This window comes from Janthinobacterium rivuli, from assembly GCF_009208735.1.
Classification (GTDB): Bacteria; Pseudomonadota; Gammaproteobacteria; order Burkholderiales; family Burkholderiaceae_D; genus Janthinobacterium.
Map to the genome: position 1 here is coordinate 135,858 of NZ_WFLJ01000012.1, position 16,981 is coordinate 152,838.

A 16,981-nucleotide genomic window follows, 5' to 3' on the forward strand; every position below is an offset into this window, starting at 1 on the left:
CTGCCACCCCGACTCCGTATGAAAGCGCTCGCTCCCGGCACCGTCATTTTTCACCGCCACCGCGGTTACGGGGTGATCACGTCCGTCAATTTGCTGACGGGCTGGATCGCCGCCCGTTTCGGCAGCGAAGCGCGGACTCTGGACCTGAACCTGTCGACCGACGACGTGCAATTCGCCGATGGCGAAGCGATCCTGTTTCGGCGCGCGCCACCGGACCGCATGCCGCACGCGCGCCTGATGGCCATGGTGCGCGAACTGCACCAGGCCGGCTATCAGAAACTGTATCTGTATTCCTGGCCCAAGCCGTCCGGCCTGCACTGGCGCTGGCATTTGTTTACGGGACCGCGCGACTGGATGCAACGGCCGTGGCGCGAAGGCTGGTACGGTTCGGGCGCCGATTACAACGTCAATCCTGTGATGGGCTGGGGCGATACGCCGGGCGCCACCACGGGCGAGCTGATCGATGCCCTGGCCCGTTTCGACCCGCAGGGGCTGGCGCAGGCGCTGGGGCGCGACGACGACCATAGCGACTGGTTTGGCCGCGTCTGCGACGCCTTGTTGCCTGACTATATGTACAGCCTGGACATGCAGCGCACCGCGGGCGAGCCCTTGCCAGACATGCCGCCCGTGCCGGTGGTCGCCGTGCGCGCCGGCGTGGCGTCGTACGGCGGGCCGGACATCGCCTGGCCGCCCGGCTGGGCCGGCTTGTGGCGCGGTCGGCACGTGCTGCCCGCGCCCGCCATCCGCATCACGGGCGAGCCGGACCTCATCAAGGGGTTTCAGCGCTCCTGAGGCGCTTGCCGCGCATGCGCCAGCACCTCGGGATTGAGCAGGCGCTTGCATTGATGCTGCGCAAAATCGACGATGTTTTGCAAGGCGTAGCGGAAATACAGTTCATAGCTGTCACGCTCGACGTAGCCCAGGTGGGGCGTGGCCAGCACGTTCGGCAGCAGCAGTAGTGGCGAGCCTGGCGGCAGCGGCTCGTCCGTAAACACATCCAGCGCGGCGGCGCCCGGACGCCCCTGCGGCAGCGCCGCTTCCAGCGCGCCCTCCATCACCAGTTCCGCGCGGCTGGTGTTGACGAACAGGGCCGTCGGCTTCATGCGCGCCAGGTCCTCGTTTGTCACCAGCCCGCGCGTCGCATCGGACAGACGCAGATGCAAGGTCAGGACGTCGGCCTGTTCAAAGAAGGCCTCGCGCGACGCTGCCGCCGTATCGCCGGCCGCCACCGCCGCCGCGCGGCTCGCTTCGCTGCCCCACACGAGGATGCTCATGCCGAAGGCGCGGCCATAGCCGGCGATCAATTGACCGATCTTGCCGTAGCCCCAGATCGCCAGGGTGCGCCCTTTCAAGACCGTGCCGAGCGTATTGCGCTGTGGTTCCAGCGACGAGGTCTGCCACAACCCTTCCTGTAAATGTTGCGCGTACGGCACGATCTTGCGCTGCGCCGCCATGATCAGCGCCCACGTCAGCTCGGCCGGCGCCGTGGGCGAGCCGATGCCTTCCGCGATGGCGATGCCCAGCTCGGTGGCGGCCGCCACATCGATGTGGCCGCTGACCTTGCCTGTTTGCGAAAGCAGTTTCAGATTCGGCAGTTTCGACAGCAAGGCGCGGTTGAAACTGCTGCGTTCGCGGATCAGCACCAGCGCGTCGAACGGCGCCAGGCGGATCGCCAGCTGGCCCAGGCCCCGCGCCGTATTGCTGAACACTTTGACCTCGTGGCCGTCGAGCAATTGGAAACAATCGAGGCCGCGCACGGCATCCTGGTAATCATCGAGTATGGCAATTTTCATGGTGGATGGCCGATTTTAGTGAGGATTTGGTAGGGAAATAACAGGATACGGGAAATGCTGAATAGCCTACTACATTAGTCAAGCTATTCTCCTACATTTTTGCGAGAATAGCCGTTACGCGGGTGTACAATCGCCGGCACTTTTGAAGCTTCCTGATTATAGTTATAGCGCAAACTGTTCCTGCAGCCTGGGTGCATGATCCAGGTAAACGACACCAGAGCCCTGCCCGCGTGCGCACCCCGCCCGCAGTGAGCCGCAGCCACCTCTCAACGATGCTGCCTGTCTTGCCAGAACGACCAGAATTTCTTTTATTGGTATTGGAGGTAATATGAATCAGCCCGTCATGGGTGGCGTCGCCGCACTCAACGTCCCAGCTTATATTAAACAACAGAAACTGATCAACTGGGTGGCCGACATTGCCGCGCTGACCAAGCCGGACCGCATCTACTGGTGCGATGGCTCGCAGGAAGAGTACGAGCGCCTGTGTGCCGAGATGGTTGCCAGCGGCACCATGAAAAAACTGAATGCGGAAAAGCGCCCGAATTCCTACCTGGCCTGCTCCGATCCGAGCGACGTGGCCCGCGTCGAAGACCGCACGTATATTTGCTCGGCAACGAAAGAGGCGGCCGGCCCGACGAACAACTGGACCGAGCCTGGCGAAATGCGCCACACCTTGAACGGCCTGTTCGACGGCTGCATGCGCGGCCGCACCATGTACGTCGTGCCGTTCTCGATGGGCCCGCTGGGTTCGCCGATCGCGCACATCGGCGTGGAACTGTCCGATTCGCCGTACGTCGCCGTCAACATGAAGATCATGACCCGCATGGGCCGTGCCGTGTATGACGTGCTGGGCACCGATGGCGAGTTCGTGCCGTGCGTGCACAGCGTGGGCGCACCGCTGGCAGCCGGCCAGGCCGACGTGAAATGGCCGTGCAACAGCACCAAGTACATCGTGCATTTCCCGGAAACGCGCGAAATCTGGTCCTTTGGTTCGGGTTACGGCGGCAACGCCTTGCTGGGCAAGAAATGTTTCGCCCTGCGCATCGCCTCGAACATGGGCTACCAGGAAGCGCAAGCATCGGACAACAATCCGGGCTGGCTGGCCGAACACATGCTGATCCTCGGCGTGGAATCGCCGGAAGGCAAGAAGCATTACGTGGCGGCAGCGTTCCCGTCGGCGTGCGGCAAGACCAACTTCGCCATGCTGATCCCGCCGGCAAGTTTTAACGGCTGGAAAGTGACCACCATCGGCGACGATATCGCCTGGATCAAGCCCGGTGCCGATGGCCGCCTGTACGCCATCAACCCGGAAGCCGGCTATTTTGGCGTGGCGCCGGGCACCAACGAAAAAACCAATTACAACTGCATGGCCTCCATGCGCGACAACACGATCTTCACCAACGTGGCGCTGACGGATGACGGCGACGTGTGGTGGGAAGGCTTGACCAAGGAGGCGCCTAGCCACCTGATCGACTGGCAAGGCAAGGACTGGACACCCGCGTCCGGCACCAAGGCGGCGCACCCGAACGCGCGCTTCACAGTTGCTGCTACGCAAAACCCCGTCATCGACGCCGCCTGGGACGATCCGGCCGGCGTGCCGATCTCGGCCTTCATCTTCGGCGGCCGCCGTTCGACCACCGTGCCGCTGGTCACCGAAGCGCGCAACTGGGTCGAAGGCGTCTACATGGCCGCCACCATGGGGTCGGAAACGACGGCCGCGGCCGTGGGCCAGATGGGCGTCGTGCGTCGTGATCCATTTGCCATGTTGCCATTTATCGGCTATAACATGAGCGATTACTTCCAGCACTGGCTGGACATGGGCGTCAAGGTGGGCAAGGTGAATCCAGCTGCCCTGCCGAAGATCTATTGCGTCAACTGGTTCCGTACGGACGATGCAGGCAAATTCGTCTGGCCTGGCTTTGGCGACAATATGCGCGTGCTGAAATGGATGCTGGACCGCATCGAAGGCAAGGCGGGCGGCGTGGAAAACCTGTTTGGCACGACGCCGCAGTATGGCGACCTGAACTGGGATGGCTTGCCATTCACGCAAGAACAGTTCGACACCATCACCTCGATCGACAAGGCCGCGTGGGTGGAAGAATTGAAATTGCATACGGAGTTGTTTGAAAAACTCGCGTATCATCTGCCGCAGGAATTGGCAGGTCACAAGGCGGCGCTGGAAAAGCGGCTGGGTGCGTAAAGTTTAGTAGTGGGGGGAGAAACACGCCGGCAAAGACTGGCGTGCGATAAATGACACGCCGGCAATGACTGGGGTGCTAGCAAAGAGAGAAACGGCGCGGATTGCATGAGCAATTCGCGCCGTTTTTTATGGCAGCTATAATAATTGTCTTGTGGAAATTATTTGCCGTCATGCCTGCTCAAAAAATGAAAAAAACGCTCATCATCATCAGCACGGTGGCCGCTTGCCTGCTCGGCAGCAGTGCCCATGCCGAGCACCGCCAGGATTGCGAGAACATCGAGTATGCCCGGCAGTATGGCGTCCCGCTGGAAGCGGGGCTGAAGAGCAATGTCGAGCGCATGCGCCAGCAGCAGGCGCGCTATCACAAGACACTCGATGCCATGCTTGCAGAAATGAAGCAAGGCGGTATCTGGTCCGATGAAGACGCCGGCCGTTTCTTCCAGGCCGTGTGGACGGATGAGGAGGGCAAGGCGGTCGACACGCAGCGCCAGAAGGCTGGCGAACGCTACAAAGTCCAGGCGATGGCGGCGCAAGCCTGGAATGGCCAACGCGGCCAGTCGCCGGAAATGTTGCGGGGCATGTGCCTGCTTGGGCCGCGCCTGCTGGAAGACGGTACGGCGCTGTATGAGGCGCTTGAGCGCTCCTGGGCCTATATGCAGGCGAAACTGGAACGCGCTGCCAAAGCCAGCAAGGTGAGCAAACTTTGACGTTTGCGCGGAAAGAAAAAATGGCGCGAATTGTCTGGACAATCCGCGCCATTTTTTAAGTGCTGCAGCTTATTGCTTCAACAGCGGCCCCAGGTACTTACCCGTCACGCTGGCCGGGTTCAGCGCCACGTCTTCCGGCGTGCCCGTGGCGATGATCTGGCCGCCGCCGGCGCCGCCTTCGGGACCCAGGTCGACGATCCAGTCGGCCGTCTTGATGACGTCCAGGTTGTGCTCGATGATCACCAAAGTGTTGCCTTGGTCGCGCAGGCGGTGGATGACCTTTAACAGCAAATCGATGTCGTGGAAGTGCAAGCCCGTCGTCGGTTCATCGAGGATGTACAGGGTGCGGCCCGTGTCGCGCTTGGACAGTTCCAGCGACAATTTCACGCGCTGCGCCTCGCCGCCGGACAGGGTGGTGGCGCTTTGCCCCAGCTTGATGTAGCCGAGGCCCACGTCGAGCAGGGTTTGCAGCTTGCGCGCGATCAGTGGCACGGGCTTGAAGAATGCATGCGCCTCTTCCACCGTCATGCCCAGCACTTCCGTGATGTTCTTGCCCTTGTATTGCACTTCCAGCGTTTCGCGGTTGTAGCGCTTGCCGTGGCAGACGTCGCAGGGCACGTAGACGTCGGGCAGGAAGTGCATCTCGACCTTGATCACGCCATCGCCCTGGCACGCTTCGCAGCGTCCGCCCTTGACGTTGAACGAGAAGCGGCCCGCACTGTAGCCGCGTTCCTTGGCCGTCGGCACGGTGGAGAACAAGTCGCGGATCGGCGTAAACAAGCCCGTGTAGGTGGCGGGGTTCGAGCGCGGCGTGCGGCCGATCGGCGCCTGGTCGACGGAGATGACCTTGTCGAAGTGCTCCAGGCCGCTGATCGATTCGTGCGGCGCCGGTTCCGTCTGCGAACCATACAAATGGCGCGACAGGGCAGGATACAAGGTATCGTTGACCAGCGACGATTTGCCCGAGCCGGAGACGCCCGTGACGCACGTCATCAAGCCCACCGGCAAGCTCAGCGACACTTTTTTCAGGTTGTTGCCCGTCGCGCCAGTAATCACCAACTGCTTTTCCGGGTTGCTGGCATGGCGCTTGGCGGGTACGGCGATTTTCAGCTTGCCGTTCAGGTATTGCGCCGTCAGCGATTTCTTGTTCTTGAGAATATCTTGCAGGGTGCCTTCGGCGATGATTTCGCCGCCGTGCACGCCCGCGCCGATGCCCATGTCGACGATGTAGTCGGCCGTGCGGATGGCGTCTTCATCGTGCTCGACCACCAGCACGCTGTTGCCGATGTCGCGCAAGTGTTTCAGCGTTTCGATCAGGCGGTCATTATCGCGCTGGTGCAAGCCGATCGACGGTTCATCGAGCACATACATGACGCCCGTCAAACCGGAGCCGATCTGCGATGCCAGGCGGATGCGTTGTGCTTCGCCGCCGGACAGCGTGTCGGCGCTGCGGTCCAGCGACAGGTAGTCGAGGCCCACGTTGTTGAGGAATTTCAGGCGCGAAATGATTTCCTTGACCACGCGGTCGGCGATCTCTTTCTTGGCGCCCGTCAGTTTCAGTTTTTCAAAGAATTCCAGCGTCTCGCGCAGCGGTTTTGCCGCCACTTCATAGATGGCGCGCTGCTGCTTGCCCGTGCCGACCTTGACGAAGCGCGCTTCCACGCGCAGGCGCGCGCCATCGCATGACGGACAGCATTTTTCATTGATGAACTTGGCCAATTCTTCCTTGACGGCCATCGAGTCCGTCTCGCGGTAGCGGCGCTGCAGATTGTTGACCACGCCTTCGAACGTGTGTTCCTTGATGACGGTGCGGCCCCGCTCGTTGACATAGGTAAACGGAATCACTTGCTTGCCGGAACCGTACAGCACGGCTTGCTGGGCATTCAGTGCCAGCTGCTCGAACGGCATGTCCAGGTCGAACTCGTAATACGCGGCCAGGTTCGACAGCATCTGGAAATAAAACTGGTTGCGGCGGTCCCAGCCCTTGACGGCGCCCGAAGCGAGCGACAGGTTCGGGAACGCGACGATGCGTTTCGGGTCAAAGAATTCAATGTGCCCCAGGCCGTCGCATTCGGGGCAGGCGCCCATGGGGTTGTTGAACGAGAACAGACGCGGTTCCAGTTCCTGCAGGGAATAGCCACACACATTGCAGGCGAACTTGTTGGAGTACACGTGTTCCTTGGCGGTATCCATTTCGTAGGCGATGGCGCGGCCGTCGGCCAGGCGCAGGGCTGTCTCGAAACTTTCCGCCAGGCGTTGCTTGATTTCCTGGTTCACCTTGACGCGGTCGATGACGACGTCGATCGTGTGTTTTTCCGTTTTCTTTAATTTTGGGAGGTCATCGACTTCATAGATCTTGGCCGCATGCGTGCCGCTCTGCACGCGGAAACGCACGAAGCCCTGCGCCTGCATCTGCTCGAACAGGTCCACGTGTTCGCCCTTGCGGTTGGCGACGACGGGCGCGAGTATCATCAGCTTGGTGTCTTCCGGCATGGCCAGCACGGCGTCGACCATTTGCGACACGGACTGGGCGGCCAGGGCGTTTTCCGGATGATCGGGGCAGTAGGGCGTGCCGACACGTGCGTACAGCAGGCGCAAATAATCGTGGATTTCCGTCACGGTTCCCACGGTAGAGCGCGGGTTGTGCGACGTTGCCTTCTGTTCGATGGAGATGGCCGGCGATAGGCCTTCGATCAGGTCGACGTCGGGCTTTTCCATCAGTTGCAGGAACTGGCGCGCATAGGCCGACAGCGACTCGACATAGCGGCGCTGGCCTTCCGCGTACAGGGTGTCGAAGGCCAGCGAAGACTTGCCGGAGCCGGACAGGCCGGTAATCACGATCAGCTTATTGCGCGGCAAATCGAGATTGATATTCTTGAGGTTATGCGTGCGAGCGCCGCGAATGCGGATCTGTTCCATGTGATTGCCTTGCTTTCAGTGAGTGGTGCGGCGGGCGCATTGTGCCTGGGTGCGGATGAAGAGCCACAACGGGTCAACCTGTTACTATAGCCGGGTTTTGCTCTGCATGCCTGAGGCAGCCACGGGCGGATTGCGCCGCCCCGCGGGCGTGCCCCGGGAAAGATTGATACAGATGCGTGCAGACGTTTAAACACTGTATATAATACCAGTATTCAAGTTTCTTGTTTTCCCCTGCCGTGAAAAAAACGGGCTGCCGCGCGGGAGATGGCGGACCCCATAAAGCGTGTGCTTTGCGCGGACTAGTCGCTTATAATCCTCGTTTAGCAAAAAATCTAACGCGCGCGAGTTCCGGCTCCCGCCGCAGTTCATCAGGAGTTATTCATGGCATCAGTCAACAAAGTCATCATCGTCGGCAATCTGGGCCGTGACCCGGAAATCCGCTACATGCCTAGCGGCGACGCGATCGCCAACATCGCCGTGGCCACTTCGTACAAATCGAAGGACCGCAACACGGGCGAACAAAAAGAATTGACAGAGTGGCACCGTATCTCGTTCTTCGGCCGCCTGGCGGAAATCGTCGGCCAATACCTGAAAAAAGGTTCGTCCGTGTACGTCGAAGGCCGTCTGCAAACCCGTAAATACACGGACAAGGACGGCGTCGAGAAGTACGCAACCGACATCATCGCGGAACAGATGCAAATGCTGGGCGGCCGTTCCGGCATGGGCGGCGACGCCGGCGGTGGCGATGACAGCTACGGTGGTGGCGGCGGCTACGAAGCCCCGGCCCCACGCCAGGCACCAGCCCCGCGTCCAGCCCCGGCACCGGCGCCACGCCCGGCACCGAAGCCAGCCCCGAACTTCTCGGACATGGATGACGATATTCCGTTCTAAGACGCAATACGGTTCATTTGTAATAAAAAACGCCTCGCACATCATTGATTTGCGAGGCGTTTTTTTTGTTTGTTGTGCGGGTCTCTTTAAGGTGTTACGGGCCTTCAGTTCAAGCGGATAACCGCTCTCTTCCTTGATATATGTTGGTTATCGCCATCATGGCTCCCCCTATAATTTAAGCACTACTCTCAGCACCCCATCCGCAATGCCACACCAGAATAGGGAGACGATGGTGGTTATTTCGACCAAAGCGCCCCTGGTTGTCGATCTTGACGGCACGCTGACGCCAACCGATACCCTGCTTGAATCCGTCGTCAAGGTGGTGAAGCAATCCCCGCTCAATTTGCTCCGCATGCTTTTCTGGCTCATGCGAGGGCGGGCCGGCTTCAAGGAAGCCATTGCGGCGCATGCCAGCATCTCGGGCGCACACCTGCCTTACCGCGCGTCCCTGCTGGATTACCTGCGCGAGGAAAAGCAGAAGGGCCGCATGATTGTCCTGGCGACGGCGGCCCACCATTCGATTGCCCACAGCGTGGCCAGGCATCTGGACCTGTTCGACAAGGTGCTGGCGACGCAAGCCGGTCACAATCTCAAGGGCAGGGCCAAGCTGCAAGCCATTCTGGAGCAGGTGGGGCCATGCTTTGTCTATGCTGGCGACAGCAAGGCGGATGTCCCCATCTGGCAAGCCGCCAAGGCGGCGGTGCTGGTGGATGTTGCCTGGCGTACGGCCCGCACCGTCCGACGGCATGTCCCGATCGAACGCGAGTTTCCGGGCGAACGCGGCGGGCCTGGCGTGTGGATGAAAGCGCTGCGTGTTCACCAGTGGTTAAAGAATCTGTTGCTGTTCGTCCCCCTGTTGACGGCATTCTCCTTCCTCGACCTGGGCAAGCTGATCACCATGGCCGTGGCCTTCCTGGCTTTTTCGCTGGCCGCCTCCGCCACCTACATGGTCAACGACTTGTGGGACCTGGAAAGCGACAGGGCACACCCCCGCAAGCGGCTTCGCCCTTTTGCAAGTGCCCGCCTGCCGATTCTGAAGGGCCTGGTCGTGGCGGCGGCGGCGTTAGTGCTGGCCCTCGTTCTGGCCTTCTGCGTATCCCATGCCTTCCTCCTGATGCTCCTGCTTTACCTCGTGCTGACCAGCGCGTACAGCTGGGTGCTCAAGGAATACGTGCTGATCGATGTGCTGATGCTGTCCCTGCTGTACACCTTGCGCATTCTGGCAGGCTCGGTTGCCATTGGTGCCGCCACCAGTTCCTGGCTGCTGGCTTTCTCGGTTTTCATGTTCCTCAGCCTCGCCCTGGTCAAGCGGTGTGCGGAGCTGGTCACCCTGGAAGAGAATGGCAAGGCCGCCACGCGTGGACGCGATTACCGGGTGACCGATCTGGCGGTGTTGTGGCCTTTGGGGGGCGGGGCGGCCCTCTCTGCCGTGGTGGTGTTCGGGCTGTTCATCAATGCGCCGGAAACGCAGGGGCGCTATGGCACCCCGCAGATGCTGTGGCTGGTTGCCCTGGGATTGATTTACTGGCTGGCGCGCCTGTGGGTGAAAACTTCACGGGGTGAAATGCACGATGACCCGGTGATTTACGCCCTCAAGGATCACGGTAGCCGCATGACCGTCTGCGCCATGGTGGCCATCATGCTGGGGGCGCATTTTCTCGTATTGGGTAGCTATCCATGACAACGTTCTGCATTGCCATCCTGAGCATCGCGCTATCCGTCATGGCGCAGTTCGCATTGAAGACCGGCATGTCCGGGGCCGGAGTGAAGGCGATGATGGCAGAGCCCAAGTCCTGCATGACCCTCATCCATATCCTCACGGACAAGTATGTCCTGGGGGGCTTCCTCCTGTATGGCTTGGGAGCGATTGCCTGGCTGGGCGTGTTGTCGCAATGGGAGGTGAGCAAGGCCTATCCCCTGGTCGGTCTGGGATTCGTGCTCACCCTGCCAATCGCTTACCTGCTGGGCGAGCAGGTCGGCATGTCCCGCGTGATTGGCGTGGCGCTGATTTGCGCGGGGGTGTTTTTGGTGGGGAGGAGCTGATGAATGACAATGCGCAACAACGGCAAGAATGGCTGTGGCTGGCGATCATCGCCGGCATCGGCTGTGCCCTGAGGGCAGCGGCGATGGCCGGCTTCCAGCATGTACCGGAAGGCGATGAACTTGCCTACAGGAGCATGGCGCTCAACTTGCTTGGCGGGAACGGCATTGTCGACAGCATGGGCAACCATGCGATGTATAACGTGGGCTATCCTCTGTTTATTCTCGCCCCTGTCTTTTTTCTCTTTGGCGACGACCTCCTGGCGGTGCGCCTGGTGAACATGTGTCTGGGAGGGGCGGCAATCATCCTGTGCTATCTGGTGGCCAAGGAAGCCGGCGCAGGCAGGTTGGGGCGTCTCATCGCCGCGGCTGCCTGGGCGCTGTACCTTCCGAACGGCATCTATGGGATGTATCTGGCCAAGGAAAATTTGATGATTCCCCTCATGCTGGGGGTCATGTGGTGCGCACTGAGATTGGCGCGCCAGCGCTCGAATACCGTGGCAATCGGGTGCGGGGCACTCTTGGGGCTGTTGGCATTGACTGGCAATGCTGCCTTGTCATTGCTTGCGGTCGTCGCATGGGCGTTGCTGCTGTCTCCCGCATCGATGGCTCAGCGGGTGAGCATGGCCATGCTTGCGCTGTCAGTGGCGTTGGCGATGTCTGGCCCATGGCTGCTCAGGAACATGCAAGTGATAGGCGCACCTGTCTTGAACACCAATGGCGGCTTCAATCTCTATTTGGGCAACAACCCGGCCGCGACAGGCATGTTTGTTTCCATCTCGGCGACACCACGCGGCCCCACCTGGGATACCCTGCGGAAAACAGGAGAAGTCCAGGCCTCCGAGACCTTGAAGCAGGAAGCTATTTCCTGGGTGAAGGCCCATCCAACAGCGTTCCTGACGTTGGCCGTGAAGAAAGCGGCTTACTTCTGGACACCCCCCTTGCATGAGGGCAAAGGAGCTCAGTCGCCGGCGGAAAAGCTGGTTCGTCTCCTGTGGGCGATACAGTTCCTGGTCTTGCTTGCCGGTGCGATTGGGACGCTGCTGATGCCAAGGCTAAGAAATCGGCAGGTCGCCCTGCTCTGGCTGGCGCTTGCTTGCTACACGGGCGTTCACATGCTGTTCTACGTGATCTTCCGATACCGTGAACCCATCATGCCGGTCCTGGCCGTGATGGCGGGCCTGGTGCTGGAATCGCTCGTGGCCGCCCGCCCGCAGGCAGCGAATCGGGCCAGATAAGACGGGGGCAGCGCTCTCGCATCTTTTGCGCCCCGTGCTGGCATGCTGTCGGAGCCTCAAGGACGCAGCCGCATCTCCAGGCTGTAGCTGGCCACCGCATTCCTGCGCGCCGCATTGCGCATCAAATACACCTGCACCGTGTACTCGCCATCGGCCGGCAGTTTCGCCTGGTAAGTATTGCCGCTGGTCGAGCCGATGAACAGGGCTTCATCCTGGCCTGGCTGGCGGATGTTGAAGTAGTTCGATGGCTGATTGGTTTTCAGCTTGACGCTGAGGGTCTGTCCCGCCTTGCCTGACAGCGTGTATTCGGCCGTGGCGTAGCCCTTGATCTTGCCTTTCACGCTGTGCGCGCTCTTGCCTGCCGTCAATTCGACGGTTTCCTTGTGGAGCGGATCGGCGCTCCAGGCGGGCGTGGTGAAAACCAGGGCCGCTAGCAGCAGGCTGGCGCGGAGGGGCAGTGGACGATGCAGCATAGGGCACTCCTTTCAACGTGGATGAATGCCGCCCATCTTACGCCAGCGGCTGCCAGGCGCCTGTACGGCAGCGCGCGCATGGCCAGTTCGAGGATGGTTTTTTCCCCCTTTCTTGATCCAGGTACTTTTTTTGGCTGCGCACGTTTCAAGCTGCGGAAAAATTTCGATTTCAGGTAGGCTGAAGCGTCTCTACGCTGCGGAACCGGCCGCGGGCGCTGCTGCGCCGGACCGGTTTTTTGCTGCTCTTTTTCCCTATACTGAAAGGAACGCAAATGGGTATTTCCGGAAAAGTCGCGCTGGTCACGGGTGCCGCGCAAGGTATCGGCAAGGCCATCGCCTTGCGCCTGGCCAAGGATGGCGCCGATATCGCGCTGGTGGATTTGAACCAGGACAAGCTGGACGCGGCGGCCGCCGAAGTGCGCGCGCTGGGCCGCCGCGCCGTCACCTTCATTGCCGACGTGTCGCAGCTCGATCAGGTGAGCGCCGCCGTGGCGTTTGCCGAACAAGAATTGGGCGGCTTCGACATCATCGTCAACAATGCCGGCATCGCGCAAGTTCAGCCCTTGCTCGACGTCACGCCGGAAGAAGTCGACCGCATCATGCGCATCAATGTGCAAGGGACGCTGTGGGGCATCCAGGCGGCCGCCAAGACGTTCAAGAAACGCCAGCAGAAGGGCAAGATCATCAATGCCTGTTCCATCGCCGGGCATGACGGCTTCGCCTTGCTGGGCGTGTACTCGGCCACCAAGTTTGCCGTGCGCGCGCTGACGCAGGCGGCGGCCAAGGAACTGGCGGCCGACGGCATCACCGTCAACGCGTATTGCCCCGGCGTTGTCGGTACCGACATGTGGGTCGAGATCGACAAGCGCATGGCCGAACTGACTGGCGCCGAACTGGGTGCGACGTACAAGAAATACGTGGACGGCATCGCGCTGGGACGTGCCGAGACGCCGGAAGACGTGGCAGGGCTGGTCTCCTTCCTGGCGGGGCCGGACTCGGACTACATGACGGGCCAGGCGCCGCTGATCGATGGTGGGCTCGTGTACCGTTAAAACGCTGACGGCATAAAAAACAGGCCACGCTGTCGGTGACGGCGTGGCCTGTTTGCGTAGCATCAAGCGCCCTGAAGCTAGCCCTAATTGAAAGTGACTTCCTTGCGGTTATCGCGCGGCACGCGGTCGATCATCTTGTTGTATGGATCAACACCCACTTCGAACGGTTTTTCCTTCACCGTGATGGTGATGACCGGGTCGCTACCCGACACCACGCGCTTGTCCGTGAACAGGACTTTTTCATCCTTTTCCTTGGCGCCAGGCGCGCGCGCGAAGATGGCGATTTCCACCGGTTCGTCATAGGCGCGCGGGCTTTCCTTGCCCTTGCCGTCGGATTCCAGCTTGGCCAGATGCAGCTGCAGGGTGACATCCCACTGGCCATCCGGGCGCTTGACGGCTGTCGCTTGCGTGACGCGGTTGTCGTAAAACACGATCTTCTCGAACAGGTCCGTGATCAGCGCCTGCTTGTCCTGCGGCGCCTCGGCGCGGATGTAGGCCAGCAATTCCGATGCCGTGGTGAACGGCGCCTGCTGGTAGCCCTTGTCCTGCAGATAGCGTTTCAGGGCGCGGTTCAGCGCCTCTTCGCCAAGCTCGTCGCGCAGGCGGTAGAACACCAGGCTGCCCTTGTTGTAGTGGATGTATTGCTGTCCCTCCACGCGCGCCAGCGGCAATTCCTCGATGGCTTCGCCGCCGCGTCCGCTCAGGTAGCGATCCAGTTCATAGCGCAGGAAGCGGCGCATCTTGTTGCGGCCGTATTCCTTTTCCATCACCATCAGGGCCGAGTATTGCGCCAGCGATTCCATCAGCATGCTGGCGCCCTGGACATTGGCCCCGATCACCTGGTGGCCCCACCACTGGTGCGCCATTTCATGCGCCGTGACGTAGAACACATAGTCGATATCGTCCTTGTCGCGCAGATCGGCGATGAAGCCGATGCCTTCCGAATACGGGATCGTGTTGGCAAATGACTGCGCGAAGGTCTGGTAGCCGGGGAACTCCAGAATACGCACCTGCTTGTGCTGGTAGGGCGTGAACGCGGTGCTGTAATAGTCGAGCGACTTTTGCACGGAGGTAATCATGCGATCCGTGTTGTAGCCGTGTTTCTTGTCGAAATAAATCTCGATCGGCACGCCGTGCCAGTCGCCCTTGTTGACGTCCCAGCGGGCCGACAGGTAGGCGAAGAACGGCAGCATCGGCTGGTCCATCTTGTAGCGGTAATAGCGGCGGCCATCCTTTTCCCAGCTTGCCTGCAGATAGCCGGGCGCCAGGGCGATCTGCTCGCCGCTGGTGGACACCGTCGTGTCGAAATGGATCCAGTCGGCATCGCCGCCCAGCACCGTGTTGCCATACGCGGACGTGTCTTCCCGCTTGGCCATGCGCTGCGGCTCGCCCAGGCCCCGCTTGCGGCGCTCATTGCGGTCCGTCAACTCCATTTCCTTCGCATAGCCGAAGTGCGGGAAAAACGCCTGGTTGTTGAAGAAGCTGCCGTTCAGGTTGACCTGGTCCGGCGCGCCGCTGTTGGTGAAACCCTGGTGCGTGACGGCCACCGTGAAGTCCAGTGGCAGGATGGCGCCCGGCGCCAGGGGCTGGGCCAGCTTGAGGATGCTGAAGCCGAGTTCCTTGTCATCGAGTTCGACCTTGTGCGCAGGCAAGTTCAACCACGTCGTCTTGAGGTCCGGATCGAGCTGGATGCGCAGGGTGTCGAGCGGCTGCGCCGTCTTGTTTCGCAGCACATAGTGGCCCTTGATCAAGACCTTGCGTTGCGCGGGATAGATATCCACGTCGGCCTGGACGTCCGTGATCTTCGGCTGCGGCAAGTCCTTGTATTGCTTGTACATTTTTTCGTAGCGCGCCTGCTTGTCCATGCTGACGTTCGCTGTCTCGTATTTGTTCAGCACGTTCGTGTTGTAGAAGATCCAGCCGCCCGTGCCCGCCCAGCACAGCAGGGCCGCCGCCAGCGCGGCCCCGGCACGGCCGTGCAGGCGCTGGCGGGCCAGGCGCACGCGCGCACGCCAGCCGGTCGACAAGCCGCGCACCCAGAATGCCCGCGCCAGCATGACGAGCGCCACTGTGAACAGGCTCCAGTACAGCGCAAACCAGGACCAGCCCGTGAGGAAGTGGCCATAGCCATTCATGTCCGAATACTTGATGGCTGGCGTGGCGGCGAAGTTGTACAGATTGTGTTCGAAGTGCAACATGCCCAGCACGGCTTGCGCCACCATCAGCAGGATCACCAGCAGATAGCCGATGAACTTGTTATTCGACAGCACTTGCAAGGTGAGCGCGCATAAGCCCATCAGCACGAAGAAGAGGGCGCCCAGCAGGGTGCCTTTCAGATACAACCCCAGTTCCACGGGCGCGCCACCCTTGACGAGCTGGAAGCCGATGGCCGTGAGGACGCCCGCCAGCAGGTAGCCGGCGATGACGCCGATCAGGGCCGTGCACTTGGCCAGCAGGGGCACCCAATCGGGCACGGGCATGGCGTCGCCGACGTCGGCGATCCGCGCTTGCCGCTCCTTGAAGATCAGTTCGCCCGCATAGAAGGTAACGATGATGATCAGGAGGAAGCTGAAGCTGTTGTTGATCGTTTGCAGCATCAAATGCGTCATCGGATACACGGCCGTGCCAAACATGTTCTTGCCGACACTGGCGCCTGCGATCAGGTTGATCATGCCGAACAGCAGCATGACGAGGAAGGGCAGGCTCTTGAAGACCCCGGCGGCGTCGAAGCGCAGGATGTGCCACCACTGGCGCCAGGCTGTCGCGGCCGTAAAGGCGGGCACCCTGCGCGGCAGGTGCAGTGGTGCCGCCATGGCCGGCGCGGCGGCCTCGGCCTTGTGCTTGCCGAACAGGCGTTTTCCCGTGCCCGTGCGCTGCGGCTTGAACAGGACCACGGTGGCGGCGAACAGCACGATCGTGATGCCCAGCCACAGCAGGCGGTTGGCCAGCAGGAAGCCGGACAGGGGCGGCAGGCCCGCATTCGATTCGGCGGCCGTGAAGTAGCGCGTCATGCGGCCAAAAGCGCGCACGCCGAACGGGTCGAGGAGGACGGCGATCCATTCGTTGTTGATGTCGCGCGTAAACACTCCGGCCATGGCCCACAGGACGAAAAAGCCCAGCACGCCAACGTACACGAGCAGCATCGAGCGCGTGGTGGCGGCCAGCAGCATCAGCAGGGCGCCGATGAAGAGCAAATTCGGGATGACGATGACGGCAAAGCTCCACGCATACGCCTGCAGCGAGAACGGGCCCACGCGCTGCGCGTCGACCCAGGGCATGAGGGGGCCGAGCATGGTGGCCAGGCCGATGGCGACAAAGATCACCAGGCAGGCGACAAAGCCGGCGGCGAAGCGCCCGAACAGGTAATCCCACTTGCGCATGGGCGTGGCGAACAGCATGTCGGCCATGCCCACTTCGCTGTCGCGCAGCACGGCGCCGGCGATGAAGACGGTGACGAGAAACATCGCCAGCAGGCTGAAGATGCCCAGCATCTGCGCCACCACGGTGGGCGCGTTGCGGTTGATGTTGCCGATGGCGCCACCGATCTGCACGGAGTCGCTGGTGGTGGCGCCAAAGGCCATCAGGGCCATGATGACGGCAAATACCCACAGCAGCGGCTGTTTCAGCTGATAGCCGAGATCAAACTTGAAAAATTCCTTCCACATGGC

Annotated in this window: 12 protein-coding genes; 8 read left to right on the plus strand and 4 right to left on the minus strand. The window is 61.2% G+C overall.

Annotated elements, in window-relative coordinates; translation table 11 throughout:
• The first annotated feature begins 18 nt into the window (after positions 1-18).
• A complete protein-coding gene (locus GCN78_RS17610) occupies positions 19-792 on the plus strand; it encodes an L-asparaginase (protein WP_152252830.1) in 774 nt (257 codons plus the stop codon).
• On the opposite strand, the gene GCN78_RS17615 is transcribed toward GCN78_RS17610, so the two are convergent.
• The gene (locus GCN78_RS17615; RefSeq protein WP_152252831.1) at positions 780-1,793 is read right to left on the minus strand and encodes a D-2-hydroxyacid dehydrogenase family protein; all 1,014 of its coding nucleotides are present in this window, start codon (positions 1,791-1,793) and stop codon (positions 780-782) included. The two genes, GCN78_RS17610 and GCN78_RS17615, sit on opposite strands and share 13 nt — an antisense overlap.
• Before the next feature lie 328 nt (positions 1,794-2,121).
• Between GCN78_RS17615 and GCN78_RS17620 the strand changes: the two genes are divergently transcribed.
• Both GCN78_RS17620 and GCN78_RS17625 read left to right on the plus strand, forming a co-directional pair.
• Complete coding sequence (locus GCN78_RS17620) at positions 2,122-3,993, plus strand: phosphoenolpyruvate carboxykinase (GTP) (RefSeq protein WP_152252832.1); 1,872 nt, start codon at positions 2,122-2,124, stop codon at positions 3,991-3,993.
• Positions 3,994-4,178: 185 nt separating this feature from the next.
• Complete coding sequence (locus GCN78_RS17625) at positions 4,179-4,700, plus strand: hypothetical protein (RefSeq protein ID WP_152252833.1); 522 nt, start codon at positions 4,179-4,181, stop codon at positions 4,698-4,700.
• Between the two features lie 69 nt (positions 4,701-4,769).
• Here GCN78_RS17625 and uvrA read toward each other — a convergent pair whose 3' ends face one another.
• Positions 4,770-7,619 carry an excinuclease ABC subunit UvrA gene (gene uvrA, locus GCN78_RS17630; RefSeq protein WP_152252834.1) on the minus strand — a complete coding sequence of 950 codons (2,850 nt, stop codon included), beginning with the start codon at positions 7,617-7,619 and terminating at the stop codon, positions 4,770-4,772.
• A 381-nt stretch (positions 7,620-8,000) separates the two neighbouring features.
• On the opposite strand from uvrA, the gene ssb reads away from it, so the two are divergent.
• The 4 genes from ssb (at position 8,001) to GCN78_RS17650 (ending at position 11,788) form a co-directional block, all read left to right on the plus strand.
• A complete protein-coding gene (gene ssb / locus GCN78_RS17635; protein ID WP_034781209.1) occupies positions 8,001-8,510 on the plus strand; it encodes a single-stranded DNA-binding protein in 510 nt (169 codons plus the stop codon).
• A gap of 229 nt (positions 8,511-8,739) precedes the next feature.
• Entirely contained in the window at positions 8,740-10,191 is a 1,452-nt protein-coding gene (locus GCN78_RS17640) for a UbiA family prenyltransferase (protein WP_152252835.1), read from the plus strand.
• Positions 10,188-10,553 carry a hypothetical protein gene (locus GCN78_RS17645; RefSeq protein WP_152252836.1) on the plus strand — a complete coding sequence of 122 codons (366 nt, stop codon included), beginning with the start codon at positions 10,188-10,190 and terminating at the stop codon, positions 10,551-10,553. The genes GCN78_RS17640 and GCN78_RS17645 overlap by 4 nt, the downstream gene beginning before the upstream one ends.
• Positions 10,553-11,788: a glycosyltransferase family 39 protein gene (locus GCN78_RS17650; RefSeq protein WP_152252837.1), complete on the plus strand. Its 1,236-nt coding sequence runs from the start codon at positions 10,553-10,555 to the stop codon at positions 11,786-11,788. The genes GCN78_RS17645 and GCN78_RS17650 overlap by 1 nt, the downstream gene beginning before the upstream one ends.
• A gap of 56 nt (positions 11,789-11,844) precedes the next feature.
• On the opposite strand, the gene GCN78_RS17655 is transcribed toward GCN78_RS17650, so the two are convergent.
• The gene (locus GCN78_RS17655) at positions 11,845-12,261 is read right to left on the minus strand and encodes a DNA breaking-rejoining protein (RefSeq protein ID WP_152252838.1); all 417 of its coding nucleotides are present in this window, start codon (positions 12,259-12,261) and stop codon (positions 11,845-11,847) included.
• Between the two features lie 272 nt (positions 12,262-12,533).
• Between GCN78_RS17655 and GCN78_RS17660 the strand changes: the two genes are divergently transcribed.
• Positions 12,534-13,313 carry an acetoin reductase gene (locus GCN78_RS17660; RefSeq protein WP_152252839.1) on the plus strand — a complete coding sequence of 260 codons (780 nt, stop codon included), beginning with the start codon at positions 12,534-12,536 and terminating at the stop codon, positions 13,311-13,313.
• An 83-nt stretch (positions 13,314-13,396) separates the two neighbouring features.
• On the opposite strand, the gene GCN78_RS17665 is transcribed toward GCN78_RS17660, so the two are convergent.
• Positions 13,397-16,978 carry an ABC transporter permease/M1 family aminopeptidase gene (locus tag GCN78_RS17665; RefSeq protein WP_152252840.1) on the minus strand — a complete coding sequence of 1,194 codons (3,582 nt, stop codon included), beginning with the start codon at positions 16,976-16,978 and terminating at the stop codon, positions 13,397-13,399.
• Positions 16,979-16,981: the final 3 nt, after the last annotated feature.

What these genes read in the sequence shown, in the direction of transcription:
- GCN78_RS17610 (WP_152252830.1), top strand. Translation starts at nt 19, where the DNA reads ATGAAAGCGCTCGCTCCCGGCACCGTCATTTTTCACCGCCACCGCGGT.
- GCN78_RS17615 (WP_152252831.1), bottom strand. Translation starts at nt 1,793, where the DNA reads ATGAAAATTGCCATACTCGATGATTACCAGGATGCCGTGCGCGGCCTC.
- GCN78_RS17620 (WP_152252832.1), top strand. Translation starts at nt 2,122, where the DNA reads ATGAATCAGCCCGTCATGGGTGGCGTCGCCGCACTCAACGTCCCAGCT.
- GCN78_RS17625 (WP_152252833.1), top strand. Translation starts at nt 4,179, where the DNA reads ATGAAAAAAACGCTCATCATCATCAGCACGGTGGCCGCTTGCCTGCTC.
- uvrA (WP_152252834.1), bottom strand. Translation starts at nt 7,619, where the DNA reads ATGGAACAGATCCGCATTCGCGGCGCTCGCACGCATAACCTCAAGAAT.
- ssb (WP_034781209.1), top strand. Translation starts at nt 8,001, where the DNA reads ATGGCATCAGTCAACAAAGTCATCATCGTCGGCAATCTGGGCCGTGAC.
- GCN78_RS17640 (WP_152252835.1), top strand. Translation starts at nt 8,740, where the DNA reads ATGGTGGTTATTTCGACCAAAGCGCCCCTGGTTGTCGATCTTGACGGC.
- GCN78_RS17645 (WP_152252836.1), top strand. Translation starts at nt 10,188, where the DNA reads ATGACAACGTTCTGCATTGCCATCCTGAGCATCGCGCTATCCGTCATG.
- GCN78_RS17650 (WP_152252837.1), top strand. Translation starts at nt 10,553, where the DNA reads ATGAATGACAATGCGCAACAACGGCAAGAATGGCTGTGGCTGGCGATC.
- GCN78_RS17655 (WP_152252838.1), bottom strand. Translation starts at nt 12,261, where the DNA reads ATGCTGCATCGTCCACTGCCCCTCCGCGCCAGCCTGCTGCTAGCGGCC.
- GCN78_RS17660 (WP_152252839.1), top strand. Translation starts at nt 12,534, where the DNA reads ATGGGTATTTCCGGAAAAGTCGCGCTGGTCACGGGTGCCGCGCAAGGT.
- GCN78_RS17665 (WP_152252840.1), bottom strand. Translation starts at nt 16,978, where the DNA reads ATGTGGAAGGAATTTTTCAAGTTTGATCTCGGCTATCAGCTGAAACAG.